Here is a 26,247-nt window from a genome sequence, read left to right as displayed (position 1 = left end):
ATTATGGCACAGATAGAACAATCCGACGGCGGCAAAAAGAAAAAAGGCGCCCAGAAAAAGATGTCGATCCACGTGGACTTCACGCCTATGGTGGATATGAACATGCTTCTTATCACGTTCTTCATGCTTTGTACCACGATGATTAAGTCGCAGACTTTGCAGATTTCACTCCCTTCCAATGAGAAAGTGGAGCAGGAGCAGCAAAACAAAGCTAAGGAGTCGCAGGCTGTTACACTCATCCTCGACACCGAGCGTGATCAAGATGGAAATGTAAAGGTTGATCCCGAGACTGGAAAACCCGCTCACCTTGTATATTACTATTTCGGTAAACCCGACATAGCTGATGAGAACAAGGATGGTCTTATCGATAACTCTAACCTGAAGGTTGAGAAGTTTATCGGAAACCAGAACGGTGAGACTCAGGGTATCCGCAAGATTCTCCACGACAAGAACAAGACAGTGCTCTCAAAGATCGCTGTGTTGAAGGACGATTGGAAAAACAAGAAAATCTCTGACGATGAATATCAGGCGCGTGCAAAAGAGATCCGTAATGACTCTCTTATCGCCGACCGTCCCGTCGTGATTATCAAGGCTGGTCCAAACGCCTCTTGGGAGAGTCTGATCTCAGCTCTTGACGAGATGCAGATTAACCAGATTTCTCGCTACCAGATAGACAATATCAACGCTGTTGACTCAGCCCTGATTTTTGACTATCTTGCAAAGAATCCCCGTAAATAATGATGAGTGTCTATATGTTTAACTTTAAAAACGAAGAAAAATGGCAAAAGATGTAGACCTTTCATCAAAAGAATGGCGCGATATAGTCTTTGAAGGCAAGAACCAGGAGTTTGGCGCATATGAATTGCGTAAGAACTCTGATGTTCGCCACAACAAGGCGATGATTGTGGTAGTGATTATACTTGCGTTGGCTTTCGTGTTACCTCTTATCGTAAATACCGTGCTTCCCAAGGCAGAAGAGAAGCCAGAGGACCTTACCGAACAGGCTATGGTGAATCTGGGTGATGCTACTGAAGATGAGCAGCAGGAAGAAGAAGAGGTGCAGGAGCGTTACGAAGAGGAGCAGCCTGAGGTTCTCCCCGAGGAAGTGCTCAACACTGTCAAGGTTACCGAGCTTGCAATCGTTGATGACGACAAGGTAAATGCTGAGGATGAAATCAAGACTCAGGATGAACTTAAAGAGACAACGACTGCATTTGGTCAGAGCGACTTTGACAAGGGTACTGACGACCGTAACGTAGTGCGCGAGCATATAAACGAAATCGTTGTTGAAGAAAAGAAGCCGGTTGAGGAAAACAAGGTGTTTACTGCCGTGGAGCAGATGCCGCAGTTCCCCGGTGGTGATGCTGAGCTTATGAAGCACATCCAGAAGAATCTTAAATATCCTCCTGTAGCTATGGAGAATAATATTCAGGGTCGTGTCGTAGTACAGTTCGTCGTTACCAAGACCGGTAAGGTAGGTGAGGTTAAGGTAGTTCGCGGCAAGGACCCCGACCTGGATAAGGAAGCGGTACGAGTTGTGAAGACTCTCCCTGACTTCATCCCCGGTAAGATGAACGGACAGGCAGTGAACGTGTGGTACACCCTTCCGATCACATTTAAACTCCAGGGTGTTTAATCAACATCATCAGTTACACTATAGAAAGAGGCGTGCAAGATTGCACGCCTCTTTTGTTTTCTCTTGTTAAAAATCACCTAAAATTTATGAAATATTGTGATGGGGTCATTCTATTTAATGGGATTTTCATTAACTTAGCGACTACTTAAAATTTCTTGATATGTCAGACTATAATATGCAATATGACGAGTCGGAGGCTATAAAGTTTATCCGTCAGTATATGCCGGAGGGTATTAGCGAGCGTTATTCCGATGATGAGATTCTCAATATCCTTGATATGATATGGGATTATTACGAGGATAACGGGCTTCTTGAGATACCTTCGTCATATGAGCAGGATGATGCGTCGCCCGAGCTTGGAAAGATTCTTGACTATGTCAACAAGATGCTTGCGAAAGATAAGCTTGCCGCCGTTGACAAGGATGATGTGCGGTTTATAGTTGAAGGAGAACTTGCCTATGAGAAATCCATAGGTCTTGAGGATTGAATCAATGATGTTGCTACGACGCTTGACAATCGGCTTGTCTATTATCGCTGCTTCATTTGCCTGGCAGGGTGACGCTTATGCAGCCAATCCTTTTAAGGCGATAAAGGAGCGGCTGATGGGCGGCGGTGAAGAAAAAAGGCAGGACTCCGATAAGAAAACGGCTGTCAGGGAGGCAGAGGAGGATTTGCCGCTTGATGATAATCTCCTTGTGCCACAGGTGCCGGAAAAGCAGCATGACCAGGTCGTCGCCTACATGAATGAGCTTGCAAAAGATCTTTCTTCACGTCGCCGCGAGACGATTGAGAAGTGGCGTGACGGAGAGGTCATTGTCGCTACAATCGGGACTGATCAGCTGTTTGCTCCCAATGACACAGTGCTTCGTCCATCGGCTAAAGAGTTTCTGCAGCCTTATGCAGGCTTGCTGCGGCAGATGGGATTATACAGGATGATTATTGTCGGACACACCGATGATACCGGGTCGGCGGAGTATACTGACGCTCTGAGTGAGTCACGTGTCAATGCCGTGTATGACTGGCTGTCGCGCGACCAGTTGTCGACAATTGACCTGATTCCTTATGCGCTTGGTGCGACCGACCCGCTTGTGGAGAATAATTCCCAGTCCAATCGTGCCCGCAACCGCCGCATCGAGATATACATTATCCCTGACAAGCTTATCATCGAGATGGCTAAGTCCAATAAGCTTGTGTACAGAAAGTAATCCCTATTAACCAAAATATATGAGACATTATGCAATAATGGCTGCACTTGCTTGTGTGGCTATCGTATCGTGCAAGACAGCATCTCATGACGAAGACTATTCGGTAGATGCCACATTTGATGAGAGTGCAAATGGAATGACTGCCTACATCGTAAATTACGATTCGGGCGATAAAATAGACAGTGTGCTTGTTGCCGACAGCCATGCCCGGTTTTCCGGGGTCGCCGACAGTGTAGTGCTTGCGAGGCTTTTGCTCGGTGACCGTCGCGCAGCCACTTTCGTCCTTGAACCCGGTGACATAACCATTGACAGCGGGCGTGTATCTGAAAATACCCCTATGAATCTGTTGCTTGCCAAATTCATTAGCGAGTCAGATTCACTTGACATGCTTTACAACAAGGCTGAGAATGACTCGGTAAGAAAGGCAGTGAGCCAAGCATATTCCGGTCTGCTTGATGATTATGTTAAGCGCCATTCAGGTAATCCTGTAGGATACCTTGCGTTTCTTCAGGCAGCCTATGAATATGACTTCGATGCACTTTCCGCCAAATTGAAGCAGTATCCCTCCTATGGACATTATAAAAGGGTAAGTAACCTTGTGACAGCAAAACAGCGTGAGGCTGCCACCGCTCCCGGCAACCGCTATGTCGATTTCTCGATTAAAGGCGACTCGGTTGTCAAGCTCAGCGACTATGTAAAGCCGGGATGCTACACACTTGTCGACTTTTGGGCAAGCTGGTGTGGTCCTTGCCGCCGTGAAATGCCGGTGATAAAGGAGCTTTATGAGAAATATAATTCTCGTGGGCTTAATGTCGTTGGTGTTGCAGTGTGGGACAAGCCTGCCGATTCAGAAAAAGCCATCAGTCAGCTTGAGTTGCCGTGGCAACAGATTCTTGATGCACAGACTGTGCCTACCGACCTTTATGGCATTTCGGGCATCCCCCATATAATGCTTATCGACCCGGAGGGTGTTATTGTGGCACGCGGCATGCAGGGCGACTCTTTGCGTCGGGTTGTCACAAATGCTATGACAGCTTTTTCTTCCCCCAAAACCATCGGTGAACCGGTTGCCACAGTACAAGACTGAGGAATCCACCGGCGAGAGCTCCGATACAATCGGCTATGAAGTCGTTCAAGTCCTCTCCTCTGCCCAGGTTCATCCATCCCTGAGCGACTTCGATAAGTCCTCCGAACACACCTGTAGAAAGAACAAACACAATTATCAGCATAGCGGGAGCATTGGTCTCCCGCTTGCCATATCTGCGCAGGTAGTCGATGCCGAGACAGCCTGTGACGCCAAGCATCATTATTGCATGTACTACTTTGTCAGCGCCTTCAAACCATTCTATGTCATTGTCGGGCAGCGGTTTCGGTACTAATGTCAGATACAGGACCGCAAGCGTCACAATGATGCTCAAGGTGAATGGCGGTAATCTTTTTATTATTTGTTTTGTTTTCATTTTAAATAAGCATTGCAAAATTAATCATAAAATCTTTAAAAATCACCTTGTCGGAGTGGCAAAATGTAAGTTTTTGTGTAATTTTGCAGCCGACAAATAAGAAAATATGGCTTCAAAGGTACAATTTGGCAGTAAGATAGGATTGATTGCGGCAACCGTAGGGTCGGCTGTCGGACTTGGAAACGTGTGGCGCTTTCCTGCCGAGACGCAGGCTAACGGTGGCGCTGCGTTTCTTTTGTTATATATAGGTTGCGTGTTTCTTCTCGGTATCCCTGTCATGCTTGCCGAGTTTTCGCTCGGCAGAGGTAAGCGCAGCGATGCATCGGGGGTGTTCAAGCTACTTGCTCCCGGAAAAAAGTGGTGGATAGTAGGTGGTGTCGCCATTATCGCTTCTTATCTGATTCTGTCGTTTTATATGGTGGTCGCCGGATGGACCCTTGAGTATATGTGGCAGTCTATCACCGGAGATTTGTTTGCTCCTGTCGCCAGTAATCATGGACAATCGGCAATTGACGTGATGGACTATCAGTTTCATGCGAAAATGCAGGAATATATAGTTCAGGACATAAAGCCGCTTGTCATGACCTACATAATGCTTGCCATTAATCTCGGCATTCTGCTTATGGGAGTGCAGAAAGGCATTGAGAAGATGTCCAATATACTTATGCCTGTGCTGTTTGTCCTGCTGCTTGTGTTTGCAGGCGTAGCAATGACTTTTCCCAAGGCTGACGAGGGTCTGATGTTTTTCCTTAGCCCCGACTTTTCAAAGATCACGCCGGCAGTGGCTGTGAATGCTCTCGGTCAGGCGTTCTTCTCCCTTTCGCTTGGTATGGGCATACTGATTACTTATTCAAGCTATTTCCCAAAGGAGACGAAGCTGGTGCGCACAGCTGTCACCGTCTCTCTGCTTGACCTGCTTGTCGCCTTGATGATGGGATTTATCATCTTTCCTGCCGTCAAGTCATTTGGCCTTGACGGTCACGGGCTGGAGGGTGCCACACTGGTATTTGTCACCTTGCCTGAAGTGTTCGTCCAGATGCCGGCGTCTCAGTTGTGGTCGATACTGTTCTTCCTCCTGTTGCTTGTGGCGGCGCTGACCTCTACAATATCGCTTGCCGAGGTGTCTATTGCTTTCATGCAGGACCGCTTCGGGATGAAGCGCACTTCGGCTTGTCTCGCTGTCATCCTGCCGCTGTTTGTGCTGAGTTCTCTATGCTCGCTATCCCAGGGTAGCATGTCATCGCTTACAATCGGAGGCATGACCTTGTTTGACTTCCTGGACAATTTTGCCACTAATATACTGTTGCCTCTTGTCGCGATATTCACCTGTATATATCTTGGATGGTTTGCTCCCAAGGGATATTTCTTTAACGAGCTCACTAATAACGGCTCTGTTGCAGTCAGGTTGTATCGTCCTGTGCTCTTTGTCGTGCGTTATCTGGCTCCTGTGCTTATTGCAGTCATATTGTGTACCAAGTTATTTAGCTGATAGTCATGAAAGAAAATCGCGCGCAGTTTGCGACACGCCTCGGCGTGATTGCCACCACGGTAGGGTCGGCGGTAGGACTCGGTAACATATGGCGTTTCCCTTATGAGGCTGGTGTGCATGGGGGTGGTGCGTTTCTGCTTATTTATATCGGTTTTATATTTATAATCGGTATTCCAGTAATATGTGCCGAGTTTATAATGGGACGCAGTTCGCGCAGCAATATTTTCGGTGCATTCCGCATGCTTCACGGCGTAAAACAGTGGGCGTGGGTGGGCTATATGGGTATACTTGCGTCAATCCTGATACTTTCCTTCTATTCCGTAGTCGCGGGATGGACAATCGAGTATTTTGTGCAGTCGGTCACCGGTGCGCTCGACGCTGTTGAGTCAGGGACGCGGCATGAGGTGTTTGACCGCTTTTCCACCGGTTACATGCCCGTTGTGTGGACACTGATTTTTTTGCTTTGCAACGCTGTGATTTTGCTGAGAGGCGTCCAGAAAGGCATAGAGAAAGTGTCCAACGTATTGATGCCGGTGTTGTTTGTCATCCTGATAATCTTTTGTGTCAATTCACTTCTCATGCCGGGAGCAAAGGAGGGGCTTGAGTTTCTTTTCCGTCCCGACTTTTCTAAAGTAGACTCGTCGGTATTGATCGGGGCTCTCGGACAAGCTTTCTTTTCTTTGTCGCTCGGTCTTGGTACAATGCTTACATATTCAAGCTATTTTTCCGATAAGACGCCGCTTGTCAAGAGCGCTACAATCACAGCCACGCTTGACACATGCGTGGCATTGCTCGCGGGAGTCATCATCTTTCCCGCCGTGTTTACCTATAATACGGAGCCTGCTGCAGGTCCAAAACTTGTGTTTGAGGTCCTGCCTGAGATTTTCCATCAGTTGCCTTTCGGCATTGTATGGTCGGCATTGTTTTTCTTCCTGCTGTTTCTCGCGTCGTTGACGTCCACGATTTCGATGAGCGAGATTGCTATCGCGTTTTTTATGGAGCAGCTTGGACTGAGCCGCCGCAAGTCGGTGATACTGAATGCCGGTATCGCCATGACGCTCGGCACCCTGTGTGCGCTGTCATTCAGCTCTCTGAGCGGAGTGAAGATATTCGGGCTCACTATTTTTGATCTCTTCGACTACGTGTCAAGCAATATCTTGCTGCCTCTTGGCGGAATGTTGATCTCTATTTTTGTAGGCTGGTTTCTCGACCGTAAAATTGTCACCGCCCAATTGCGCGGTACCGGCACTATCAGCACAGGACTGCTCCGCACCATCGTGTTCCTTCTCCGGTATGTAGCCCCTACCGGCATAGCCATCGTGTTCCTCGCCGGTCTCGGCATCATCTGACCCGTTAGACCGTAACTGTCAATTGGAGTTATCGGAATTTTAGTGTATCTTTGTGGTTGTATCAAATGATGAAATATGACTGACAAGAAGATAATAATTGCAGTTGACGGATACTCTTCATCGGGCAAAAGTTCGATGGCGCGTGCGCTTGCATCGCGTATAGGCTACCGTTATATCGATTCCGGCGCAATGTACCGTGCGGTTACCTTATGGGCTATGCGCAACGGTGTGGTCGCTTCGGGTGTTGTGGACGTGGATGTACTGGTCGCGTCGCTTGATAAAATTTCTGTCGACTTTCAGCCTATGCCTGACGGCAGACAGCACACATTGCTTAACCGAGAGGATGTTGAGGAAGAAATCCGCCGGCTCGAGGTGTCAAATAATGTGTCGCAGGTTTCTGTAATTCCGGCTGTGCGTCATCGCCTTGTAGCGCTCCAGCAGTCAATGGGGGTGGCAAAAGGGATTGTGATGGATGGCAGGGATATAGGCACTACCGTTTTTCCTGACGCGGAAATGAAGGTGTTTGTAACGGCTTCGCCTGAGACCCGCGCGCGCCGACGCTATGAAGAGCTAAAGGCAAAGGGTGTTGATTCAAGCTATGAGGACGTGCTTGCCAATGTAGTGAGCCGTGACCATATTGACGAGACCCGCGAGGAGAGTCCGCTCCGTAAGGCTCATGACGCCGTGGTGCTGGATAATTCGGAGATGACGGTGGAGGAGCAGGACCGCTGGCTGCTTGACCTTTTCAATAAGATAATATCCGGCAATGAGGATTGAGATTGACAACGGTTCCGGATTTTGCAACGGTGTCGTGTCGGCAATCTGCAAGGCTGAATCGGAGCTTGACACGACCGGGACCCTGTATTGCCTTGGCGACATCGTGCATAACAGTGACGAGGTGGAGCGTCTGAGAAAGCGCGGGCTTGTCACTATTACCCACGATGAACTGTCAAGTCTGAAAGGTGTCAAGGTGCTTCTGCGAGCTCACGGAGAGCCGCCTTCGACTTATAAAAAGGCTGAGGAAAACGGAATCGAGATTATTGATGCGACATGCCCCGTGGTTCTGCATCTGCAGAAACGCATCAAGGAGGCGTATGCGTCACGTCGTCCCGACCAGCAGATTGTAATCTATGGCAAGCGCGGACATGCCGAGGTAAACGGGCTTGTCGGTCAGACCGACGGCACCGCTATCGTCATTGAGGATCGTGACGGGCTGGCGCAGCTTGACTATTCGCGTGACATAATCCTGTATTCACAGACAACCAAATCAATCAACGGGCTGCAGGACATGATAGAGGAAATCAAGCGCAGGAAATCGGCTGACACGGAATTCAGATATTATGACACTATCTGTCGTCAGGTTGCCAACCGTGTTCCGCGCCTGAAGGAATTTGCCGCCGCCCATGACATGATTCTTTTTGTAAGCGGTAAAAAGAGCAGCAACGGCAAGATTCTTTATGGCGAGTGCAAGGATGTAAATAGTCGCACTCATCTGATATCTAATCCTGAAGAGATAAATCCCGAGTGGCTTGATGGCATTTCGAGCGTCGGAATCTGTGGTGCTACATCTACTCCTCGTTGGCTCATGGAAGATGTAAAAGATTACATTACACGTTTATGCGCAAAAAATGGATAATTTTATCGCGATAGATGTAGAGACAGCCAATAACGAGCCTGCGAGCATATGTGCAATCGGCGCTGTAAAGGTCGAGGATGGCATGATTGTCGACCGGTTTTATTCGCTTGTCAAGCCGGAGCCTAACTGGTATATAAGATACTTTTCGGAAAGTATTCACGGCATTAGCCGTAGTGATACTGACTCGGCTCCTACATTTGACCGTGTATGGGAAGAGATGTGCGGTCAGTTTGGAATCTGTTGCGGCGACATGGACAGTGTGGTGTTTGTTGCCCATAACAAGATGTTTGACGAGCGGTGTATAAAGGCGGCTTACAGAACCTATGGCATGACGTGGGGCGACAATCCGTTTTATTGCACGCTTACTGCCGCGCGTCGCAAGATTCCCAAGCAGCTTGTCGGCAGTTACTCACTTCCCTATGTATGTGACTTTATGGGGATTCCATTTTATAATCATCACAATGCCCTCGCTGATGCCGAGGCATGTGCTAAAATAGCTATGACACTGTTATGAAACATTTTATATTGTCAGTATTTCTTGTCCTTGCGCTCACTGGATGTTCAGGCGAGGAGCGTAAAATAAATAAAGCGGCGACCGACTACGGCAAGGCTGACGCGCAGACTCTTATTGAAAGCGCATCATCGATGACGCCTCTTGAACTTGAGGGATACATACTCGGTATAAGGGCAACTGAATATGATTATATCGAGAACGGTCATAAAAAGGCTGCCGAATTGTACATCAAGGGTTTTGAGGATTATATAAGAGAAAATTCCGACTCGTTGGCAAATGTTATTTTTAAATAAAGCTACTTATCTGATATTTAGATTATGGTTACTGAAAAAGAATATATCACTTATATAAATAAAGCGCTTTCAGAGATATGTTATCCGGAACAGCCGGCAGGTCTTTATCAGCCGATTGCCTACACGCTTGACTGCGGAGGCAAACGCATACGCCCTATGCTGATGCTTGCAGTCGCCGAGGCGCTTGGCGCTGACAAGAGTGTGGCGCTGAACCAGGCTGTGGGCTTGGAGATGTTTCATAATTTTACGCTGTTGCATGACGATGTGATGGACAGGGCGGATCTGCGTCGCGGCCGACCGACTGTACACGTGAAATGGAATGAGTCGACAGCAATTCTTTCAGGTGACGCGATGCTTACCATGGCATCGCAATTCATGGCAAAAGACTGCGGTGACAGTCTTGCTGAAGTGCTGGCGCTGTTCAACGCCACTGCAATGGAGATTTATGAGGGACAGCAGTATGATATGGATTTTGAGACCCGCACCGATGTAACCGTGGAGGAATACATAGAGATGATAAGGCTGAAGACATCCGTGTTGCTCGGCTGTGCCTGTCGCATGGGGGCTCTCCTTGCCGGAGCCGACATGACCGTGCAGACTGCTTTTTATGACTATGGCGTCAACCTCGGTCTTGCGTTCCAGCTTCAGGATGACTGGCTTGACACATACGGGGACGCCTCGGTATTTGGCAAAAAGATAGGTGGTGACATCCTTAATGACAAGAAGACACTATTGTTGATTACGGCGCTCAATCGTGCCGATTCCGGACAGAAAGCCCGTATTGAGTCATTGTTTGGCACTCGATCGGAGAGTAAGGTGGCTGAAGTGATGACTATGTATGCAGCCCTTGATGTCGAGAGTGAATGTCGCCGTCTTATAAATGATTATGTCAAGAGCGCGATAGATTGTCTTGATAAAATCGGGCTTTCCTCTGACGCCCGTCAATTTTTTGTAAATATCGCTGAACAGTCACTTGACCGTAAATCATGATTGTCGACACTCACACTCATCTTTACCTGCCGGAATTTGAATCGCCGTCGGCTGCGGTTGAGAGGGCTATTGGCGCAGGGGTAGGGCACATGGTGTTTCCGAATGTCGATTTATCAACAATCGAGCCTATGCTTGCCCTTCATAAACTTTATCCCGACAATACATCGGTAGCGATGGGGCTTCACCCCACGGAGGTTGGCGACGATTGGGAGAGCGTTCTCGCGAGGATTGAGTCAGAGTTTGATTCCACGTGTAAGTTTGTCGCCGTGGGAGAAATCGGTATTGACCTTTATTGGGACAAGACTTATCGCCTTCAGCAGCGTGAAGTGTTTCGCCGTCAGGTTAATTGGGCTGCCGACCGTGGACTTCCTGTGATTATTCATTGCAGGGAGGGGCTTGATGATGTGCTTGACGTGCTGTCGTCGGTCGAAAGATTGCCGACAGGAGTATTTCACAGTTTCGGGGGAAGCGTGGCTGATGTCGAGAGAATACGCTCGATAGGAGATTTCTATTTTGGAATCAATGGCATTGTCACCTTTAAGAATTCATCGCTGCGCGACGTGCTTCCGGCAATAGGCATTGACAGGCTGTTTCTGGAGACCGACTCTCCTTATCTTGCTCCGGTGCCTCACCGCGGCAAGCGTAACGAATCGGCATTTATCGTGCATACGGCGGCGTATGTGGCAAATGTGCTTTGCCTTTCTCAGCAAGATGTCCATGACATTACAACGGCAAATGCCTCTTCTCTTTTTAATCTCGAGTTATGATTTTTACAATACAGCGAGAGGGGAAAAGCTCAGCTTTTCCCCTCTCGCTGTATATTTATATTTGTTTATTCAAATATATGTCTCAGACGGCTGAAAATACGCTTTTTGACCGATTCTGTGGCTTGAGTGTTGGCAGAACCGCGTAACGACTCTATAGCCTCTTTCTCCTTGTCATTAAGATTTTCAGGAATATATACCATTATATTCACGAGCTCATCGCCTGTGCCATATCCTTCGGTTGAAGGCAACCCCTTTCCGCGTAGTCTCAGCACTTTGCCCGGCTGGGTTCCTGCCGGAATCTTGACGCGAGCCTTGCCGTTGACAGTAGGAATCTCGACCGAACCACCCAAGGCGGCGGTAGGGATGTCAAGCATCAGGTTATAGATAAGGTCGTTGCCGTCCCTTATCAATTCCTGGTCAGGAAGCTCTTCCACCACAATAAGAAGGTCGCCGTTTATACCGCCGTGACGCGCTGCGTTACCTTTGCCTTTTAGTGTAAGAATCATTCCGTCGCTTACTCCTGCCGGAATTGTAAATTCGACAACCTCTTCCTGCTTTACGATACCCTCACCGTTGCAGTAAGTACATTTCTGGGTTATTGTCTTGCCTTCACCGTTACATTCCGGACAAGTTGCAGTCGATGACATCGGGCCGAGGAAGGTCTGCTGTACATGTTCGATTACTCCCGAACCATGACATCTGTTGCAAGTGTGGAATGCCGTGCCGTCTTTGGCGCCTGTGCCTGCGCAGTGCTGACACTGCACGAAACGCGGAATCTTCAGTTTCTTGGTGACACCCTCTGAAATCTCTTTCAAGGTAAGCTTGACCTTTATGCGCAGGTCACTGCCCTTAGGCTGGCGCCGACGCCGTGCCGAACCGCCTGCTGCAGAGCCGAAGCCGCCGAAACCGCCAAAGCTGCCACCGCCGAATATATCGCCAAACTGAGAGAATATGTCTTCCATTGACATTCCGCTTGCGTGGAAGCCTCCGCCTCCACCGCCAAATCCTGACGGACCCATGTTATGACCCCACTGGTCATACTTGGCTCTCTTGTCGGCATCACTGAGCACATCATATGCCTCAGCAGCCTCCTTGAATTTTTCTTCGGCGGCCTTGTCGCCCGGATTCTTGTCAGGGTGATACTTCAAGGCAAGCTTACGATAAGCCTTTTTAAGCTCATCTGCGGTGGCTGTCTTGGCAACACCCAGCACTTCGTAATAATCTCTTTTATTATCCATCGGTAGAATCTTTGGATGATTAACTGTTACTGACCAACGACAACCTTTGCGTGGCGTATTACTTTGTCATGGAGTTTATATCCTTTCTGCACGGTATCTATAACCTTGCCTTTCAGTGAGTCGTCACCTGCGGGGAAAGTGGTCACAGCTTCGTGTAGCTCTGTGTCAAAATCAGTGCCTTTGTCCGATTCGATTACGCTTACACCGTTTTGCTCAAGATATTTCAGAAACTTGTTGTATATAAGCTCCACGCCTTCTTTAATGGATGATGCGTCGGAACTGTCGTTTATCGCCTGGATTGAACGCTCGAAATCATCGATAATAGGGAGCAGACCCTTCATGGCGCTTTCACCGCCGTTTTTAATCAGCTCGCTTTTTTCTTTGAGGGTGCGTTTACGGAAATTGTCAAACTCAGCCATCAGGAAAAGATATTCTTTCTTCTCCTTTTCAAGTTGAGCCTTTGTCTCCTCAAGCTCTTTCTGAAGTTTCCCTACTTCGTCAAGTTCCTCTTGTGCCATCTCCTTTGCTGCTTCGGCATCGATGTTTTCCTCGTCAGCGACGTCGTTAATCTCTATATCATTATTGTCAACAGCCTCCGGCTTTTTATTGACATCGTTTTTGTGATTATGCTTGTTGCTCATATCAGGTTATAATTATTTTGTCATTTCAATAAATGCAAAAATGCTGCCAAAATTAGCTTTTCGACCTCATTATTTCATTTATAATAACAACCCGAGGTGTATATCGTTCATTTTTCGCGTTGTAATGTAAGTGGCGCCACGAATGTGTCACATTCAGGGAATGTAGAGTTTATGCGGTCTGCCAATATGTCACTGTCTGCCGAAAATAATCCGAACACCGCCGCTCCCGATCCGCTCATTGCCGCGTAGACAGCCCCCGTAGCATACAGCGTCTGTTTAACTCTGTCAATTTCAGGATGAAGAGGAAATATCGACTCCTCAAAGTCATTTTTCAGATTTCCATTCCAGCACTCAACAGGGTCGAGGAGTGTCGAGCGGAGGTCGGTTGCCGGTATCATGGGCTTTACCCCCGAGTAGGCTTCTTTGGTGGAAACCGACACGCGGGGCTTGACAATCGCTATCGTCATTGATGACAGGTCAAGCGGCATAGGGGTGAATATATTTCCTATTCCGGTGGCGAGCATCGGCGTGTTGTAGATAAAAAACGGACAGTCGGCACCTATCGTGGTGGCTATGTCGGCAAGCTCCTCTCTGGAATGTCCGAGATTGAACATGCTGTCAAGTCCTGCAAGGGTAAATGCCGCGTCGGCGCTTCCCCCTCCGAGTCCTGCACCGTCGGGTATTACTTTGTGAAGATATATGTCAACCGGGGGCAGTGGTGAAATCTTGTTGAGAGCCATGTAGGCTTTCATGACAAGATTCTTTTCCGGGGGGCAATCTACATGTCTTCCGGTGACAGTGAGCGTCGCGGTGTCATTTTTGCCCGGGACAATTTCAAGTATATCCCGCCACGGCACCGGATAGAACAGGGTCTCAAGGTCATGATACCCGTCGGGACGGCGTCTTACGACATTGAGTCCCAGATTTATTTTTGCGTTAGGGAAGAGTATCATTGCGGGGTAATCTGGATTGCTCGGCGTTGAAGCAGCATGTTGCAGTCGGGGAAGCCGTTTCTGATAAAATTATTGCACTTCGCGGTGTCATTTGCCGCTTCTGCCGCGGTAATCGGCAACTGTATTATCTCTGTCACTTCCGCGCCTCCTATGATTGAGCTTTTCAGCATCTCTATTGACGGGGCTTGACGCAGCGCAGAGTATTCTTCATATGTATATCGGGTAAATGCCGAGTTCTCGTTTATACCTCTGCGGTCGAGCAGGAATCCCTCGGTCAAAGGAAGCGGTGCCGACTCCTGATTGATGTCGCCGGGAGCGGGAAATGACACTATATCTTTGCGGTCGGCGCTCAGCGTAACCGGTACATTGTCGTTAAAATTGCCGTTGGTCTTGTAGACAATGGCGAGGGGTATCATTGCCGCCTGATTTCCTCCAAGTATCTTGTCGTTTATCGTCATTTCACTTTTCTTGATAGAGAAAGCGTCGGACTGCGCTTCCTTTGCCTGTCGGGAAGAAGCGCAGCCCAAGGTGAGCATGCATGAAAACGACACGATTGCCGTCATTATTGCTTTCATCGTTTGATAAGTCTCAGGGTTGTTATTCTGTCAGCGCCATTTACTGTGGCGATGTAATTGCCGGGCGCAAGATGTGACACATCTATGCCGAGTGAGTCACTTCCGTCACCGTCAGCCGATAATACACATACTCCTGCAAGAGAGTAAATCTTTACCATGTCAATGGATTCAGCTGTGACGGTCACGTAATTGTCGGCGGGATTAGGCGTGATTGCCGCTGTAGCGACCGCGGTCTCGTCTATGCCGGTTGTCGCTTTCTTGAGACGGAAGCGGGCATACGGTTCAAGCAGATCGCCGTCATATGATATGCACGCCGTGTATTGTGACAGACCGGTCTTTCCGTCAAGATATTCTCCTTTGATTGTGAAGTCGGCCGACTCTCCTTCGGCGAGCCATAAAGTCTCGGTTGTCCAAGTCGTTACCGAGTAATTGTTGCCCGGTTCAAAAAGATATATATAGAGCGGTTCATCAAGGTAGCCCGATGTGCATTTGATTGTGCCGTTAAGGACGATGTTATTCTGTGGCATCGAGCTTGCCTCCGGTTCAAAGCTGATTATTTCTATCGAGCCTTTTGACGTGAGGTTGCCAAGATACTTTACAGAAACAGGCTCGCTGACAATGTTGTCTGATGCGTCAATGAATACGAAATCATAATCGCCTACTGTCGTAGATCGGGTAAATTCGCCGATCATGTCTATTTCAAGGGGTGTGCCGGGCTCCACGTCAATCTGCATCTGGGAGCTTCTGTTGACGATGGATTTAGTCCCGGGGCGGCATAGTGCGGCTCTGATTGTCCCGTAATATTCATCGTTGCTTGAAGTCGCTGTGGCGGTTACATGGAAATTGGCGTTGCCATACAGCGGTGTAAGTATGTTTACATTGCTGATTGTGAGCTGCGGATTATAGGGGAGCTGGGTGAATGTGATGCTGTTTCCGTCAATTGTCACAGTGAAGCCCTGGCTGCAGTTGATGGGGATAAGGATGTCGCTCCACCGTTCAGTCGCGGTGTTGTAGTATGCCGGCTTCGCTGTGTAAGTGCCGCTTTGCGGTAAGCTGGAACCATCAATGGGGTATGATTGTATCGCAGTGGACATGCCTGTTATGGTAGAGGCTTCGGCAGGACTGAAGATGTATCTTTCATTGCCATCGGCGTCGATAAGCTTGAGCCCCAGTCTGACATCGATAGTCCCGTCGGCAGGATAATAGATATATTGACGGTTCAGTATGCGGATGCTTCCGCTGCGGGTATATGTTGTCCTGTCGGTATAGAACTCTTTGGCTCCTACGAGGGTGGACTTGTTTTCCGAGCCTGCTACCGGCTTTTGTATTCCGAGGGTTGCGCCCTGAAGAAAGTTGAATCCTGACGATCCTCCTCCTGTGCCCTGCATTCCGGGGTCAAGAGCCGACAGCAGGAAGTAGCCGTCGCTCATGCCGCCCCAGCCCCAATTTATATGGAAATATCCGTCGCTGTAGCCGTCACATACAAATTCGTGTCCTTCATTGTTGCCGGTAACTCCGTCATACATGACAGGGCGCTTGGCTGCGAGTTCGTCATAAATCATCTTTTCCCACTCCGAACCGCTGAAATAGTCGCGCAGGTAGTAAGTCGTCCCTTTGTCATAGTCAAAATAGTTGACAAAGGCGGCGGCTCCCTTGGTGGATTGCGCTCCACTTGACGGTCCGTAAATCATGTTGACCGATATGCCGCAAGCATACATCAGTGTGGCTACCGCATTTTTCTGAGCCTCGGTCGAGGATGAATTGTAGCGGTCGGTCATGTTTGCCCAGTCAAATGTCGTGTTGGCAAAATTCATTGCCAGCGTTCCGAAATTAGTGCTGATGCTTGGATTGTAGCAAGAATAGCTGTTGGATCCTTTGCCCTTTTCCGGCCATTCATGGTAATTCATGATTTGAGCCATTGCCGTTGCGACACATCCTGACGCGCATTTTACGTTATCGCCATATGTAGGGCAGAGCATGTTATAGGGGTCGCTTTGGTCCCAGCGGGTCTGGATAAGAGGGCTTATGTCGTCGCGTTTTACTTTTGCTGCTGTGCGGGTCGTGGTCATGCCGTTGGCTATCGCCCAGTCGATCTGTCGCTGATAGCCTTCGAGCCACGCTTTCATGTTGTCAGGCATGTCGGCAGGTTCAAACGAAGATTCGGCGGAATATCCCAGCAACGGAGCCACGCAATCGTCGGCTGCGACTATGGAGAACCCTTTTTCGTCCGGGTTGCTGAACACATAAAACTGGTTAATGTCGCCCGTAGATGCCGTATAGGCAAGTTTAAGTTTCCCTGTTGATACTACTTTACGTGTGACGCCTCCTTCCGATACAAGGCGGTTGATTGCTTCCTCGGGGGTAAGCTGTGCGCAGTTGGCGCTGAACACAAATGCACCCAAGGCAATAAGTGATGTCAGATGTCTATTCATAAATAGCTGAGTTATATTTGGCAAAGTTAGTCAGCCTTGCGTTATTATGCAAGCGGTTGCGTGAATTTTGGATGTCATCGTGAGGAATATACGGTCAAATTTTGATGATTTGTTAACGGAACACAAAGTTTTTAATAATTATTTGCAGTTGTGGTTGCAAAGGTGTAACTTTGTATTGTGCCAAAGAATTTGTTTATGGTGCGTAGATTATAAAAGGAAAAAGAATTAACATAGAACAATCAATAATGAAGCAGTTTCTTATTTATGTCCTGGCGACTATCGTCGGAATTTTTATCACAATGATGGTTGCGACAGTAGGGATGTTCCTGATGTCACTCATGATGATGTTTGCCGGAATGGCATCGCCCGCGCCAAAGGTGCCGTCACATTCAATACTTCACATTTCGCTTGACGGTCCTGTTGAAGAGCGTGTGCAGGGTAGAAGTCTTATGGACGAGATTCAGGGGATGGGCGACAACGCTATTGCCCTGAATGACCTTATCAAGTCGATAGATAATGCGGCAAACGACTCAAAAATAGAAGGCATCTACCTTGACTGCATGGGTGGTGGCGGAGGAGCCGCCACAATGGCATATTTAAGAGACGCCCTGGAGCGCTTCAAGGATTCCGGGAAATGGATTGTGGCGTATGGCGACGCATACACCCAGTCCAATTATTATCTTGCCTCGGTGGCTGACTCTGTGTGGCTTAATCCTCAGGGAGTTGTTGATATTCACGGACTTGGAGGGACATTGCCTTTTTATAAAGGATTGCTTGATAAGCTTGGAGTGGAGATGCAGGTGATAAAGGTGGGTACTTATAAAAGTGCGGTAGAGCCTTATATCCTCACAGCTCCGAGTGAGGCAAACAAGGAGCAAATCAAAGGCTACATAACTCCCATATGGAACTATTTCTGTGACGGTATCGGCACTTCTCGCGGAGTAGGGTCCGAGGCTGTCAATCAGTGGGCTGACAGCCTTTTGATGACACGAAGCCAAGAATACCTGTTGCGTGACGGGGTGGTGACTTCTTTGCTTTACCGTCATGAAGCGGAGGATTGGATGAAGGAGCAGACCGGCAAGACCGGCAAGGATGACCGTCTTGGTCTTGTCCCGGTTTCAAAATATGTAAAGACAATCAAGCCGAAAAAATCGTCAAACAATATCGCCGTGCTTTATGCGGTAGGAGATATTGTCGACCGTGGCAATGAGGGAATCGTGGGTGAAAAAATGGCGCCGCTTATCCTTGACCTTGCTGAAGACGATGATGTCGACGCGCTTGTGTTGCGAGTGAATTCCGGAGGAGGAAGCGCTTTTGCTTCTGAACAGATATGGGAGGCTCTTGAACAGTTCAAGGCTACAGGAAAGACATTTTATGTATCGATGGGTGATGTAGCGGCTTCCGGCGGATACTACATCTCGTGTGGCGCTGACCGCATCTATTGTCAGCCGGTCACCATCACCGGTTCTATCGGTATATTCGGTCTTATCCCGAGCATCAAGGGGCTTCTTACCGACAAGCTCGGAGTGAATGTGGCTACCATAGCCACCAATCCGGAGGCCAACATCGGAATTATCGACCCGATGACTCCGTTACAGCGTGCCTCGATGCAGGCTATGATTGACAGGGGCTATGAGACATTTGTGGGGCGTTGTGCCGCCGGTCGTGACCTGCCCGTCGACTCTATAAAGGCGATTGCCGAGGGACGTGTATGGGACGGTCAGACAGCCCTGCGCATAGGACTCGTCGATCAGCTTGGCGATCTTGACCGTTGTATTGCCGACCTTGCCGAAGAGTGTGGCTTTGACGACTATAAGATTACTGAATATCCTGAGCCGAGAGGTGAATGGTGGGAGGAGATATTGCTCTCATCGACCACTATCAAGGAGCGTATAATCAAGTCGGAGCTTGGAGACGCCTATCCTTATTATAACATGATGAAGAAGATGGAGCGGCTTGAACATGTCCAGTGCCGCATGGAAGAGGTTGTTATTGAATAATTTTTAGTCAATAAAAGCCATGCGCCACAATAAATTTGTCGATACAGCACTATTGCGCCCTATGTCCTGGATATATGGTGCGGTGGTAAGGGTGCGTAATCGCTTTTTTGATTGGGGCGTATTGAAGCAGCGTCGGTTTGACGTGCCTGTTGTTGTCGTCGGCAATATTGCCGTAGGCGGTACCGGCAAGACCCCTCACACAGAGTATGTGATAGAGCTTCTGAAGAACGAGTATCATATCGGAGTGCTCAGCCGTGGCTACAAGCGGCACACAAAGGGATTTGTACTTGCCAACAGGCGCTCGTCGCCGTGGGACATCGGAGATGAGCCTTATCAGATATTCCAGAAATATGGCGCCGATGTGAGAGTCGCGGTCTGTGAAAGCCGGTGCAAGGGCATTGATGAGCTTCTGCGTATCGATCCGATGATTGATCTCATTGTGCTTGATGATGCTTTCCAGCACCGTTATGTCGCTCCCAAGGCGGCGATTGTGCTGACTGAGTGGAGCCGTCCGGTTTACAATGACGACCTTATGCCGCTTGGCAGGCTGCGCGAACCGCAGAGCGCATTGCTGAGGAGCGATATTGTCGTGGTGACTAAGTGTCCCGGTGAGATTCGCTCGCTGGATGTGCGTCTTATATATGAGCATCTCGGTCTTTTTGCATATCAGAAAGTGTATTTCTCCCATTATGTGTACGGTGGGCTTGTAAGTGTTTTCCCCGACGATGTAAGGTATATGCCTGATCTTGCCATGCTCGGTGATGATGATTCCGTGCTTGTCGTGTCAGGGATTGCCAATCCTAAGCCGCTGGTCAGGTATCTGCGTAATTTCGGTGCAAAAGTCTCGGTGAAACGTTATCCCGACCACCACAGCTTTTCACGAAAGGATTTTGATGAAATAAGGAAAGCCTACACCCAGATGTCGGGTAGAAACAAGTATATTGTCACTACGGAGAAAGATGCCGTGCGCATAGCCAACAGTCCGTATTATCCTCACGAGTTAAAGGCAAATACGTTTTACCTTCCTATAAAAGTGGAGTTCCTGCCCCACAAGATGCCGCTTGGCTCCGACTCGTTTGAAAAAGAGTTGAGAAGTCTTATAAACAGACATTCTGATAAGGCTTAGGCAACTATGCTGTATTGTAAAGTGTTTTAACTACTATAATATCTTAACATCTTAATAAATTCAAGTAAATATGCTGGAAAAAATCAATCAGACGGCAGAGTATATCCGTTCACGAGTGAGTGAGATGCCTAAGACTGCGATAATTCTTGGCACAGGACTTGGTGCGCTTGTCGACCATATTGAAGATAAACAATATATCCCGTATTCGGAAATTCCTAATTTCCCGGTGTCGACCGTGGAGGGACATTCCGGCAATCTTATATTCGGAAAGCTCGGCAACAAGCGGGTGATGGCGATGCAAGGACGTTTTCACTATTATGAAGGTTACGAGATGAAGCAGGTGACGTTCCCTATCAGGGTGATGAAGGCTCTCGGCATCAAGACTCTCTTTGTCAGCAACGCTGCGGGAGGCATGAATCCTGAGTTTATGATAGGCGATATAATGATTATCACTGACCATATCAACCTGTTTCCCGAGCATCCGCTCCGCGGCAAGAACTATAATGAGCTGGGACCGCGTTTCCCCGACATGAGCGAGGCTTATTCACGCCGTCTTGTAAAGCAGGCTACCGAGATTGCCGCTGAAAAGGGCATACGCGTGATGCATGGCGTGTATGTCGGAACTCAGGGTCCCACATTTGAAACGCCTGCGGAATATCGTTATTTCCATATAATCGGTGGTGATGCCGTAGGCATGTCCACGGTGCCTGAGGTTATCGTTGCGCGTCATTCCGGCATCGAAGTGTTTGGCGTGTCGGTAATCACTGACCTTGGAGTCGAGGGCATAGTTGAGGAAGTGTCTCATGAAGAGGTACAGAAGGCTGCTCAGGCTGCTCAGCCCAAGATGATGGAGATTATGACCGAGCTTGTGAACCGTTTTGAGGAATAATCATGGACGAGCGTGACCACAGGGAAATTGCCGAGCTTGGCGAGTTTGGTCTTATAGACCACTTGACCGAGGGACTTTCCAATATAAACAGCTCCACCTTGAAAGGTGTGGGTGATGACGCCGCCATTCTTCAATACAAGGACACAGAGGTGCTTGTGACTACCGACCTGCTTCTTGAGGGAGTACACTTTGACCTCACCTATGTCCCGTTGATGCATCTCGGTTACAAATCGGCGGTAGTGAATTTCAGTGACATTTATGCGATGAACGGCACCCCGCGCCAGATTACCGTGTCGCTTGGCATTTCAAAGCGTTTTACTGTCGAGCATATGGAGTCGCTGTATGCCGGAATCAGGAAGGCGTGTGAGATATATGGCGTAGACCTTGTCGGCGGCGACACGACATCGTCGCGCCAGGGACTTGTAATATCGATAACTTGTATCGGTGACGCCCCTAAAGACAGTATTGTATGTCGTGACGGTGCGCGTGACACTGATTTGATATGTGTGAGCGGTGACCTTGGTGCGGCATATATGGGGTTGCAGCTGCTTGAACGGGAGAAAGTCGCCTCGGCCGGACAAAAGGATTTTGTGCCGCGTTTCGAGGGCAAGGAGTATCTTGTCGAACGACAACTGAAGCCGGAAGCGCGCAAGGATATAATCCGTGAGCTTGCAGAGGCGGGAATTAAGCCGACGGCGATGATGGATGTGTCTGACGGCTTGTCAAGCGAGCTTATTCATATATGCAAACAGAGTCATACAGGCTGCCGCATATATGAGGACCGCATTCCTATCGACTATCAGACTGCCGTGATGGCTGAGGAACTCGGCATGAATCTTGTGACGGCTGCTCTTAATGGTGGTGAAGATTATGAACTGTTGTTTACAGTGCCTTTGACCGACCATGAGAAGGTGTCAAAACTGCCGGGCGTAAAGGTGATAGGGCATATTACCAAGCCTGAGCTTGGGTGTGCCATGATTACCCGTGATGATGTCGAGATGCCGTTGAAGGCACAAGGCTGGAATCCGCTTGCCGGGTAATTCCATGCTCAGGATAAAAAAACAGCGGGATGCCCTGAAGGGTGTCCCGCTGTCATGTTTATTAATGTCGATTAAGCTGATTACTTGCGAGTGAATGTGTAGCCGGAGGAAGCAAAGGTCAGCTCGTTGCCGCTTATTGAGTAAGCTCCGTTTAAGAACATGTTAGTTTCGTTGCCGTTTGCATCGTAAGTAGAGATGACGCCGTTGTCGGCCGAATATGCAAAATAGAACGGAATCAATTCTTCATCGCCATTCCCTTGCTTCTCTGTCTGTAGATACTGTGCGAGTCCGTTTGACAGGAAAGTTATGCGATGTCCTATATAGTAATACTCGCCATTGAGATTTTCTTCAAAGGAATTGTACCATGCGCCAAGTATGGCTCCCGATACCTTTGCAGGTTCATAACCGGTGTTATCAGATACTTTATATAAAGTAATCTTTGTCGTGAAAGAACCTGGTTCGTCAATGTAACTCATTTTTACATTGTAGGTAAGCTTGTCGCCGGAGATTGAATATGAGCCGTCAAAAACCATATAGCCCATGTCAATTCTGAGATTGTTTCCAGAGGCGTTGCATGAGGCAAGTGTTGATGAAGAGTCATCCATATTTACCGAGCATACTCCATTGTGCTTAAACCGGAATGTCATGGTTACCGGGTCACCGTCTTCGTCAATTTCCGAGAACTCCCACTCGCCAAGAAGGGCGTTGGGGGTGGTGCCTGCAGTAGGTATGCCAGTCATGTCAGTGGAGCCCGGAGTCCATCCCGGTTCGTCGTTTCCCGGTTCGTCATTATCGTCATCGTCACCGCATGCAGTGAATCCGCAACACACTGCGACTGCAAGCATTGTCATAAAAAAACTCTTGAACTTTTTCATAATTATTATCGTTCGCCTTTCCGCCCCTCCTGCGGCAAAGCCTTTTTCCATTACTTTAATCTCTCGGAGAGGGAGGGGGTATATCTCTCCGCAGGTTAAATTTAGTTACAGATACAAATATACATAGAATGTGGCTTGCGTGAAAACAGGGATTATCGGTGCTGTCAGTAAAATTGATTGGAAATGAGAACGTATGGTTATTTGTCGCTCATGAGCGGTCAAAAAAAGTGAATAAAAATTTATTAACATTGATACACTGATGCATAAAGTGAGTTTTGGCTGATTATACTTGCTGATTTTTTGTAAATTTGTGACCGGTCAGGCATATCCTGATATATTTAGATATATGAAACAGACATTGAAAAACAATCTGCTTACGGTAGAGATTGACTCTCTCGGAGCTGAATTACAGAGCATAGTAGACAACCGCACGCGTCATGATTACCTCTATCATGGCGACAGCCCGTTCTGGGGGCGGCGTTCCCCGGTGCTATTCCCGATTGTAGGGTCGGTGTGGAACGGCAGGTTTCAGATGGACGGAAAAGTGTATGAAATGGGGCAGCATGGTTTTGCCCGCGACAGCGACTTTTCCGTAGTGGAGGATGCTCCTGAGGATGAAGCGTGGTTTGTGCTGGAGTCAGGCGAAAAGACCCGTAGCAATTACCCGCGTGACTTCCGTCTTGAGATAGGCTATCAGCTCGTCGGGGAACGGCTGCGTGTCATGTGGCGTGTGACCAATACCGGTGATAAGGAGATGTCATTTCAGATTGGAGCCCATCCGGCTTTCAACTATCCCGATTTTAAAGCGACCGATCCGGTGCATGCTTACCTCGCATTTGACCGTAACGAACTCATCTCTCAGTTGATTGAGGAAAAAGGGTGTATAGGCGAGAAGGTGATGCCCGTGACTTTGGATGACAATGTGATGCTGCCTGTCACCGCCGATACATTTGACATAAACACGATTATACTTGCCGACAGTCAGGTGAGAAGAGTGTCGGTTCTTGACAAGCACCGCAATCCTTATCTGTCGCTGTTGTTCAGCGCGCCTGTAGTAGGGATATGGTCGCCGTCGCCTGAGGCTCCGTTCATCTGTGTCGAGCCTTGGTATGGCAGGGCTGACCGCGTGGCATTTGACGGCGAGTTCTCTGAGCGTGAATATGTCAACACTCTTGCACCCGGAAAGGTGTTTGAGGCATCCTACATGATTATCTTCGAGAATATCTGACCGGGAGATTGACGTCGGCTGTTGTTACGCCAAAAGAGGATGATGTTACATCCGCGTGCCGGCGTGTTACGAAATATGGTGATATGTGTTACATGACAGCGTTGCTGTGATGAGGCGATTTTGTACTTTTGCATATACCAAAAAACACAGTATATGAAACAGATTCTTATCGCAACTCTTGCCGCCGCCACGTTAAGCGGTGCAATGGCTCAAAACCCAATAATCTCAACATGGTTTACTCCTGATCCGGCGCCCTATGTGCATAATGACACCGTGTATCTTTTTGTCGACCATGACGAGGATGACGCACAGTATTTCAAGATGAAAGACTGGATGCTGTATTCCTCTACCGACATGGTTAACTGGACTTATCGCGGCACGCCGATTTCAACTGCTACCTTCAAGTGGGCGACGCAGGGCGACAAGGCCTGGGCATCGCAGGCGGTTGAACGTAACGGTAAATGGTATTGGTACATATGTGCCCAGGAAGCTGCGAGCGGTCTTGATGCCATCGGTGTCGCAGTTGCCGACTCGCCGTCAGGTCCTTACCGCGATGTACTCGGCAAGCCGCTTGTGCCTGCGGGATGGGGATATATAGACCCGTCAGTGTTTATTGACGATGACGGTCAGGCTTATCTTTTCTGGGGCAACAACGGGCTCTGGTATGCACGTCTTAACGATGACATGGTGTCGCTTGCAAGCGATGTTATTGAAGTGACATCGCTAAATGACGAGAATGCCTTCGGAAAGCTTGTCATGAAACGTGACTATAAGCTTAACAAGCAAATGCTCAAGACCAACTATGAGGAAGGTCCCTGGGTGTTCAAGCGTAACGGCACGTATTATCTGGTATATGCTGCCGGCGGTGTGCCGGAGCATATGGCTTACTCTACATCCGACAATATCGACGGTCCGTGGGTATATCGGGGCAGAATCATGGATGAGTCGCCAAATAGTTTTACTATTCACGGAGGTTCGATTAATTTTGCCGGTCGTGATTTCATGTTTTATCATAATGGGTTGCTGCCGAATGGCGGGGGCTTCCGTCGCTCTACCTGCGTGGAGGAATTCCGGTTTAATGACGATGGCTCCATACCTTTTATTCCGTTTACAAAAGAGGGTGTGGTTACACCGGTCACTAATCTCGACCCTTACAAGCGAGTCGAAGCTGAGACTATGGCAGCCGGATTTGGCTTGAAAACCGATCGCAAGGCAGGTGATGACCATTACCTTACATCAATCAACAACGGTGACTGGCTGCGAGTGCGTGCAGTCGATTTTGGTGACAGGAAGGCTCGCAGGTTTGTGGCAAATGTCGCCTCGGAGAAGAGTGGCGGAGCCATTCAATTGCGACTTGACGCCCTTGCCGGTCCTGTTCTTGCGACAATTGAGGTCAAGCCTACAGGTGGTGTTGAAAACTGGCAGCTTCAATCGGCGGAAATAGCCCATCCTGAAGACTTGCCGGTGTCGGGTGTACATGACGTTTACATGCTGTTTCAGGGAGAGGAAGGCGAACTCTTCAATTTCGATTACTGGACTTTGGAGTGATGAGGCGCTCTCCACTGGGCAAACGGTTTTCTGCGTGACAGGTAATGCAAGTCGTGCCCGTAAGTGTATGCTTCCCGCTCAAAAGATATCTCGTGGTAACTTCTCAGGAGGTTGCCACGATTTTTTATTACCCTGAGCATCCACTCGAAGACATATAGGATGTAGAAGGGCAGGTAAAGAAGTTCGCGCATCTGTCGGGTGTGGATTTCCTCATGATTTATCACCTCATCGGTGAGCCGGATATTGGGTTTGGCAAACAGCACTCCAAACAGGTTTATCGCGCCGAAACTTCCAAAGGGGATTATATTGTTAAGGATAATCTTCATTCAGGGTAGGGATACGTCATCCCAAATATAACAAATA

General features: G+C 48.5%; 27 protein-coding genes. 19 read left to right on the top strand and 8 right to left on the bottom strand.

Translation table 11 applies throughout. From position 1 onward, the window contains the following. Window positions 1-3 precede the first annotated feature (3 nt). The 5 genes from E4T81_RS02190 (at window position 4) to E4T81_RS02170 (ending at window position 3,928) form a co-directional block, all read left to right on the top strand. Window positions 4-738, top strand: coding sequence for a biopolymer transporter ExbD (locus E4T81_RS02190; RefSeq protein ID WP_135040975.1), 735 nt, complete (start codon window positions 4-6; stop codon window positions 736-738). A 40-nt stretch (window positions 739-778) separates the two neighbouring features. Further along, window positions 779-1,636, top strand: coding sequence for an energy transducer TonB (locus E4T81_RS02185; RefSeq protein ID WP_135040973.1), 858 nt, complete (start codon window positions 779-781; stop codon window positions 1,634-1,636). Between the two features lie 160 nt (window positions 1,637-1,796). Next, the gene (locus E4T81_RS02180; RefSeq protein ID WP_135040971.1) at window positions 1,797-2,123 is read left to right on the top strand and encodes a hypothetical protein; all 327 of its coding nucleotides are present in this window, start codon (window positions 1,797-1,799) and stop codon (window positions 2,121-2,123) included. Continuing rightward, complete coding sequence (locus tag E4T81_RS02175; RefSeq protein ID WP_135040969.1) at window positions 2,113-2,841, top strand: OmpA family protein; 729 nt, start codon at window positions 2,113-2,115, stop codon at window positions 2,839-2,841. The genes E4T81_RS02180 and E4T81_RS02175 overlap by 11 nt, the downstream gene beginning before the upstream one ends. Before the next feature lie 19 nt (window positions 2,842-2,860). Beyond that, window positions 2,861-3,928 (top strand): TlpA disulfide reductase family protein, encoded by a 1,068-nt coding sequence (locus E4T81_RS02170; protein WP_135040967.1) that lies wholly within the window; start codon window positions 2,861-2,863, stop codon window positions 3,926-3,928. Here E4T81_RS02170 and E4T81_RS02165 read toward each other — a convergent pair. Beyond that, on the bottom strand, window positions 3,867-4,301 hold the full coding sequence (locus E4T81_RS02165; RefSeq protein WP_135040965.1) for a hypothetical protein: 435 nt from the start codon (window positions 4,299-4,301) through the stop codon (window positions 3,867-3,869). The two genes, E4T81_RS02170 and E4T81_RS02165, sit on opposite strands and share 62 nt — an antisense overlap. 106 nt (window positions 4,302-4,407) lie before the next feature. Between E4T81_RS02165 and E4T81_RS02160 the strand changes: the two genes are divergently transcribed. The 8 genes from E4T81_RS02160 to E4T81_RS02125 all read left to right on the top strand — a co-directional run bounded on the left by E4T81_RS02160 (window position 4,408) and on the right by E4T81_RS02125 (window position 11,339). Next, complete coding sequence (locus E4T81_RS02160) at window positions 4,408-5,790, top strand: sodium-dependent transporter (RefSeq protein WP_135040963.1); 1,383 nt, start codon at window positions 4,408-4,410, stop codon at window positions 5,788-5,790. A 5-nt stretch (window positions 5,791-5,795) separates the two neighbouring features. After that, window positions 5,796-7,139 (top strand): sodium-dependent transporter, encoded by a 1,344-nt coding sequence (locus E4T81_RS02155; RefSeq protein WP_135040961.1) that lies wholly within the window; start codon window positions 5,796-5,798, stop codon window positions 7,137-7,139. Between the two features lie 75 nt (window positions 7,140-7,214). Beyond that, the gene (gene cmk / locus E4T81_RS02150) at window positions 7,215-7,916 is read left to right on the top strand and encodes a (d)CMP kinase (RefSeq protein ID WP_135040959.1); all 702 of its coding nucleotides are present in this window, start codon (window positions 7,215-7,217) and stop codon (window positions 7,914-7,916) included. Continuing rightward, window positions 7,906-8,775: a 4-hydroxy-3-methylbut-2-enyl diphosphate reductase gene (locus E4T81_RS02145; protein WP_135040957.1), complete on the top strand. Its 870-nt coding sequence runs from the start codon at window positions 7,906-7,908 to the stop codon at window positions 8,773-8,775. Before cmk ends, E4T81_RS02145 begins: the two co-directional genes overlap by 11 nt. Next, the gene (locus E4T81_RS02140; RefSeq protein WP_135040955.1) at window positions 8,768-9,289 is read left to right on the top strand and encodes a 3'-5' exonuclease; all 522 of its coding nucleotides are present in this window, start codon (window positions 8,768-8,770) and stop codon (window positions 9,287-9,289) included. Before E4T81_RS02145 ends, E4T81_RS02140 begins: the two co-directional genes overlap by 8 nt. Next, window positions 9,286-9,582 carry a hypothetical protein gene (locus E4T81_RS02135; RefSeq protein ID WP_135040953.1) on the top strand — a complete coding sequence of 99 codons (297 nt, stop codon included), beginning with the start codon at window positions 9,286-9,288 and terminating at the stop codon, window positions 9,580-9,582. Before E4T81_RS02140 ends, E4T81_RS02135 begins: the two co-directional genes overlap by 4 nt. A gap of 24 nt (window positions 9,583-9,606) precedes the next feature. Next, window positions 9,607-10,572, top strand: coding sequence for a polyprenyl synthetase family protein (locus tag E4T81_RS02130; RefSeq protein ID WP_135040952.1), 966 nt, complete (start codon window positions 9,607-9,609; stop codon window positions 10,570-10,572). Then, complete coding sequence (locus E4T81_RS02125) at window positions 10,569-11,339, top strand: TatD family hydrolase (protein ID WP_245206986.1); 771 nt, start codon at window positions 10,569-10,571, stop codon at window positions 11,337-11,339. The genes E4T81_RS02130 and E4T81_RS02125 overlap by 4 nt, the downstream gene beginning before the upstream one ends. Before the next feature lie 65 nt (window positions 11,340-11,404). On the opposite strand, the gene dnaJ is transcribed toward E4T81_RS02125, so the two are convergent. The 5 genes from dnaJ to E4T81_RS02100 all read right to left on the bottom strand — a co-directional run bounded on the left by dnaJ (window position 11,405) and on the right by E4T81_RS02100 (window position 17,178). Continuing rightward, window positions 11,405-12,577 (bottom strand): molecular chaperone DnaJ, encoded by a 1,173-nt coding sequence (gene dnaJ, locus E4T81_RS02120; protein WP_135040950.1) that lies wholly within the window; start codon window positions 12,575-12,577, stop codon window positions 11,405-11,407. 26 nt (window positions 12,578-12,603) lie between these two features. Next, a complete protein-coding gene (gene grpE, locus E4T81_RS02115; protein ID WP_135040948.1) occupies window positions 12,604-13,218 on the bottom strand; it encodes a nucleotide exchange factor GrpE in 615 nt (204 codons plus the stop codon). A 107-nt stretch (window positions 13,219-13,325) separates the two neighbouring features. Next, window positions 13,326-14,171: a 4-(cytidine 5'-diphospho)-2-C-methyl-D-erythritol kinase gene (gene ispE, locus E4T81_RS02110; RefSeq protein ID WP_135040946.1), complete on the bottom strand. Its 846-nt coding sequence runs from the start codon at window positions 14,169-14,171 to the stop codon at window positions 13,326-13,328. Then, complete coding sequence (locus E4T81_RS02105; protein ID WP_135040944.1) at window positions 14,168-14,746, bottom strand: hypothetical protein; 579 nt, start codon at window positions 14,744-14,746, stop codon at window positions 14,168-14,170. Before E4T81_RS02105 ends, ispE begins: the two co-directional genes overlap by 4 nt. Continuing rightward, complete coding sequence (locus E4T81_RS02100; protein WP_135040942.1) at window positions 14,743-17,178, bottom strand: thiol protease/hemagglutinin PrtT; 2,436 nt, start codon at window positions 17,176-17,178, stop codon at window positions 14,743-14,745. Before E4T81_RS02100 ends, E4T81_RS02105 begins: the two co-directional genes overlap by 4 nt. Window positions 17,179-17,423: 245 nt before the next feature. On the opposite strand from E4T81_RS02100, the gene sppA reads away from it, so the two are divergent. From sppA to thiL, 4 genes are all read left to right on the top strand, one after another. After that, window positions 17,424-19,178 (top strand): signal peptide peptidase SppA, encoded by a 1,755-nt coding sequence (sppA, locus tag E4T81_RS02095; RefSeq protein ID WP_135040940.1) that lies wholly within the window; start codon window positions 17,424-17,426, stop codon window positions 19,176-19,178. 19 nt (window positions 19,179-19,197) lie between these two features. Next, window positions 19,198-20,304 carry a tetraacyldisaccharide 4'-kinase gene (gene lpxK, locus E4T81_RS02090; RefSeq protein WP_135040938.1) on the top strand — a complete coding sequence of 369 codons (1,107 nt, stop codon included), beginning with the start codon at window positions 19,198-19,200 and terminating at the stop codon, window positions 20,302-20,304. 70 nt (window positions 20,305-20,374) lie between these two features. Further along, window positions 20,375-21,193, top strand: coding sequence for a purine-nucleoside phosphorylase (locus tag E4T81_RS02085; RefSeq protein WP_135040936.1), 819 nt, complete (start codon window positions 20,375-20,377; stop codon window positions 21,191-21,193). A 2-nt stretch (window positions 21,194-21,195) separates the two neighbouring features. Then, window positions 21,196-22,233: a thiamine-phosphate kinase gene (gene thiL / locus E4T81_RS02080; protein ID WP_135040934.1), complete on the top strand. Its 1,038-nt coding sequence runs from the start codon at window positions 21,196-21,198 to the stop codon at window positions 22,231-22,233. A gap of 80 nt (window positions 22,234-22,313) precedes the next feature. Here thiL and E4T81_RS02075 read toward each other — a convergent pair whose 3' ends face one another. After that, a complete protein-coding gene (locus E4T81_RS02075; protein WP_135040932.1) occupies window positions 22,314-23,108 on the bottom strand; it encodes a lipocalin family protein in 795 nt (264 codons plus the stop codon). Between the two features lie 346 nt (window positions 23,109-23,454). On the opposite strand from E4T81_RS02075, the gene E4T81_RS02070 reads away from it, so the two are divergent. After that, window positions 23,455-24,336: an aldose 1-epimerase family protein gene (locus E4T81_RS02070; RefSeq protein WP_135040930.1), complete on the top strand. Its 882-nt coding sequence runs from the start codon at window positions 23,455-23,457 to the stop codon at window positions 24,334-24,336. A gap of 153 nt (window positions 24,337-24,489) precedes the next feature. Further along, on the top strand, window positions 24,490-25,884 hold the full coding sequence (locus tag E4T81_RS02065; RefSeq protein ID WP_135040928.1) for a glycoside hydrolase family 43 protein: 1,395 nt from the start codon (window positions 24,490-24,492) through the stop codon (window positions 25,882-25,884). Here E4T81_RS02065 and E4T81_RS02060 read toward each other — a convergent pair. Next, window positions 25,866-26,210: a hypothetical protein gene (locus tag E4T81_RS02060; RefSeq protein WP_135040926.1), complete on the bottom strand. Its 345-nt coding sequence runs from the start codon at window positions 26,208-26,210 to the stop codon at window positions 25,866-25,868. The two genes, E4T81_RS02065 and E4T81_RS02060, sit on opposite strands and share 19 nt — an antisense overlap. Between the last annotated feature and the right edge of the window lie 37 nt (window positions 26,211-26,247).

This window comes from Barnesiella sp. WM24, from assembly GCF_004570975.1.
Lineage (GTDB): Bacteria > Bacteroidota > Bacteroidia > Bacteroidales > Muribaculaceae > Muribaculum.
The sequence above is the reverse complement of the archived record's forward strand: the minus strand, read 5'-3'. Positions and strand labels throughout refer to the sequence as shown.

Bases quoted from the DNA above. Each gene is read 5' to 3' on its own strand.
- E4T81_RS02190 (WP_135040975.1), top strand. From the start codon at position 4: ATGGCACAGATAGAACAATCCGACGGCGGCAAAAAGAAAAAAGGCGCC.
- E4T81_RS02185 (WP_135040973.1), top strand. From the start codon at position 779: ATGGCAAAAGATGTAGACCTTTCATCAAAAGAATGGCGCGATATAGTC.
- E4T81_RS02180 (WP_135040971.1), top strand. From the start codon at position 1,797: ATGTCAGACTATAATATGCAATATGACGAGTCGGAGGCTATAAAGTTT.
- E4T81_RS02170 (WP_135040967.1), top strand. From the start codon at position 2,861: ATGAGACATTATGCAATAATGGCTGCACTTGCTTGTGTGGCTATCGTA.
- E4T81_RS02165 (WP_135040965.1), bottom strand. From the start codon at position 4,301: ATGAAAACAAAACAAATAATAAAAAGATTACCGCCATTCACCTTGAGC.
- E4T81_RS02160 (WP_135040963.1), top strand. From the start codon at position 4,408: ATGGCTTCAAAGGTACAATTTGGCAGTAAGATAGGATTGATTGCGGCA.
- E4T81_RS02155 (WP_135040961.1), top strand. From the start codon at position 5,796: ATGAAAGAAAATCGCGCGCAGTTTGCGACACGCCTCGGCGTGATTGCC.
- cmk (WP_135040959.1), top strand. From the start codon at position 7,215: ATGACTGACAAGAAGATAATAATTGCAGTTGACGGATACTCTTCATCG.
- E4T81_RS02145 (WP_135040957.1), top strand. From the start codon at position 7,906: ATGAGGATTGAGATTGACAACGGTTCCGGATTTTGCAACGGTGTCGTG.
- E4T81_RS02140 (WP_135040955.1), top strand. From the start codon at position 8,768: ATGGATAATTTTATCGCGATAGATGTAGAGACAGCCAATAACGAGCCT.
- E4T81_RS02135 (WP_135040953.1), top strand. From the start codon at position 9,286: ATGAAACATTTTATATTGTCAGTATTTCTTGTCCTTGCGCTCACTGGA.
- E4T81_RS02130 (WP_135040952.1), top strand. From the start codon at position 9,607: ATGGTTACTGAAAAAGAATATATCACTTATATAAATAAAGCGCTTTCA.
- E4T81_RS02125 (WP_245206986.1), top strand. From the start codon at position 10,569: ATGATTGTCGACACTCACACTCATCTTTACCTGCCGGAATTTGAATCG.
- dnaJ (WP_135040950.1), bottom strand. From the start codon at position 12,577: ATGGATAATAAAAGAGATTATTACGAAGTGCTGGGTGTTGCCAAGACA.
- grpE (WP_135040948.1), bottom strand. From the start codon at position 13,218: ATGAGCAACAAGCATAATCACAAAAACGATGTCAATAAAAAGCCGGAG.
- ispE (WP_135040946.1), bottom strand. From the start codon at position 14,171: ATGATACTCTTCCCTAACGCAAAAATAAATCTGGGACTCAATGTCGTA.
- E4T81_RS02105 (WP_135040944.1), bottom strand. From the start codon at position 14,746: ATGAAAGCAATAATGACGGCAATCGTGTCGTTTTCATGCATGCTCACC.
- E4T81_RS02100 (WP_135040942.1), bottom strand. From the start codon at position 17,178: ATGAATAGACATCTGACATCACTTATTGCCTTGGGTGCATTTGTGTTC.
- sppA (WP_135040940.1), top strand. From the start codon at position 17,424: ATGAAGCAGTTTCTTATTTATGTCCTGGCGACTATCGTCGGAATTTTT.
- lpxK (WP_135040938.1), top strand. From the start codon at position 19,198: ATGCGCCACAATAAATTTGTCGATACAGCACTATTGCGCCCTATGTCC.
- E4T81_RS02085 (WP_135040936.1), top strand. From the start codon at position 20,375: ATGCTGGAAAAAATCAATCAGACGGCAGAGTATATCCGTTCACGAGTG.
- thiL (WP_135040934.1), top strand. From the start codon at position 21,196: ATGGACGAGCGTGACCACAGGGAAATTGCCGAGCTTGGCGAGTTTGGT.
- E4T81_RS02075 (WP_135040932.1), bottom strand. From the start codon at position 23,108: ATGAAAAAGTTCAAGAGTTTTTTTATGACAATGCTTGCAGTCGCAGTG.
- E4T81_RS02070 (WP_135040930.1), top strand. From the start codon at position 23,455: ATGAAACAGACATTGAAAAACAATCTGCTTACGGTAGAGATTGACTCT.
- E4T81_RS02065 (WP_135040928.1), top strand. From the start codon at position 24,490: ATGAAACAGATTCTTATCGCAACTCTTGCCGCCGCCACGTTAAGCGGT.
- E4T81_RS02060 (WP_135040926.1), bottom strand. From the start codon at position 26,210: ATGAAGATTATCCTTAACAATATAATCCCCTTTGGAAGTTTCGGCGCG.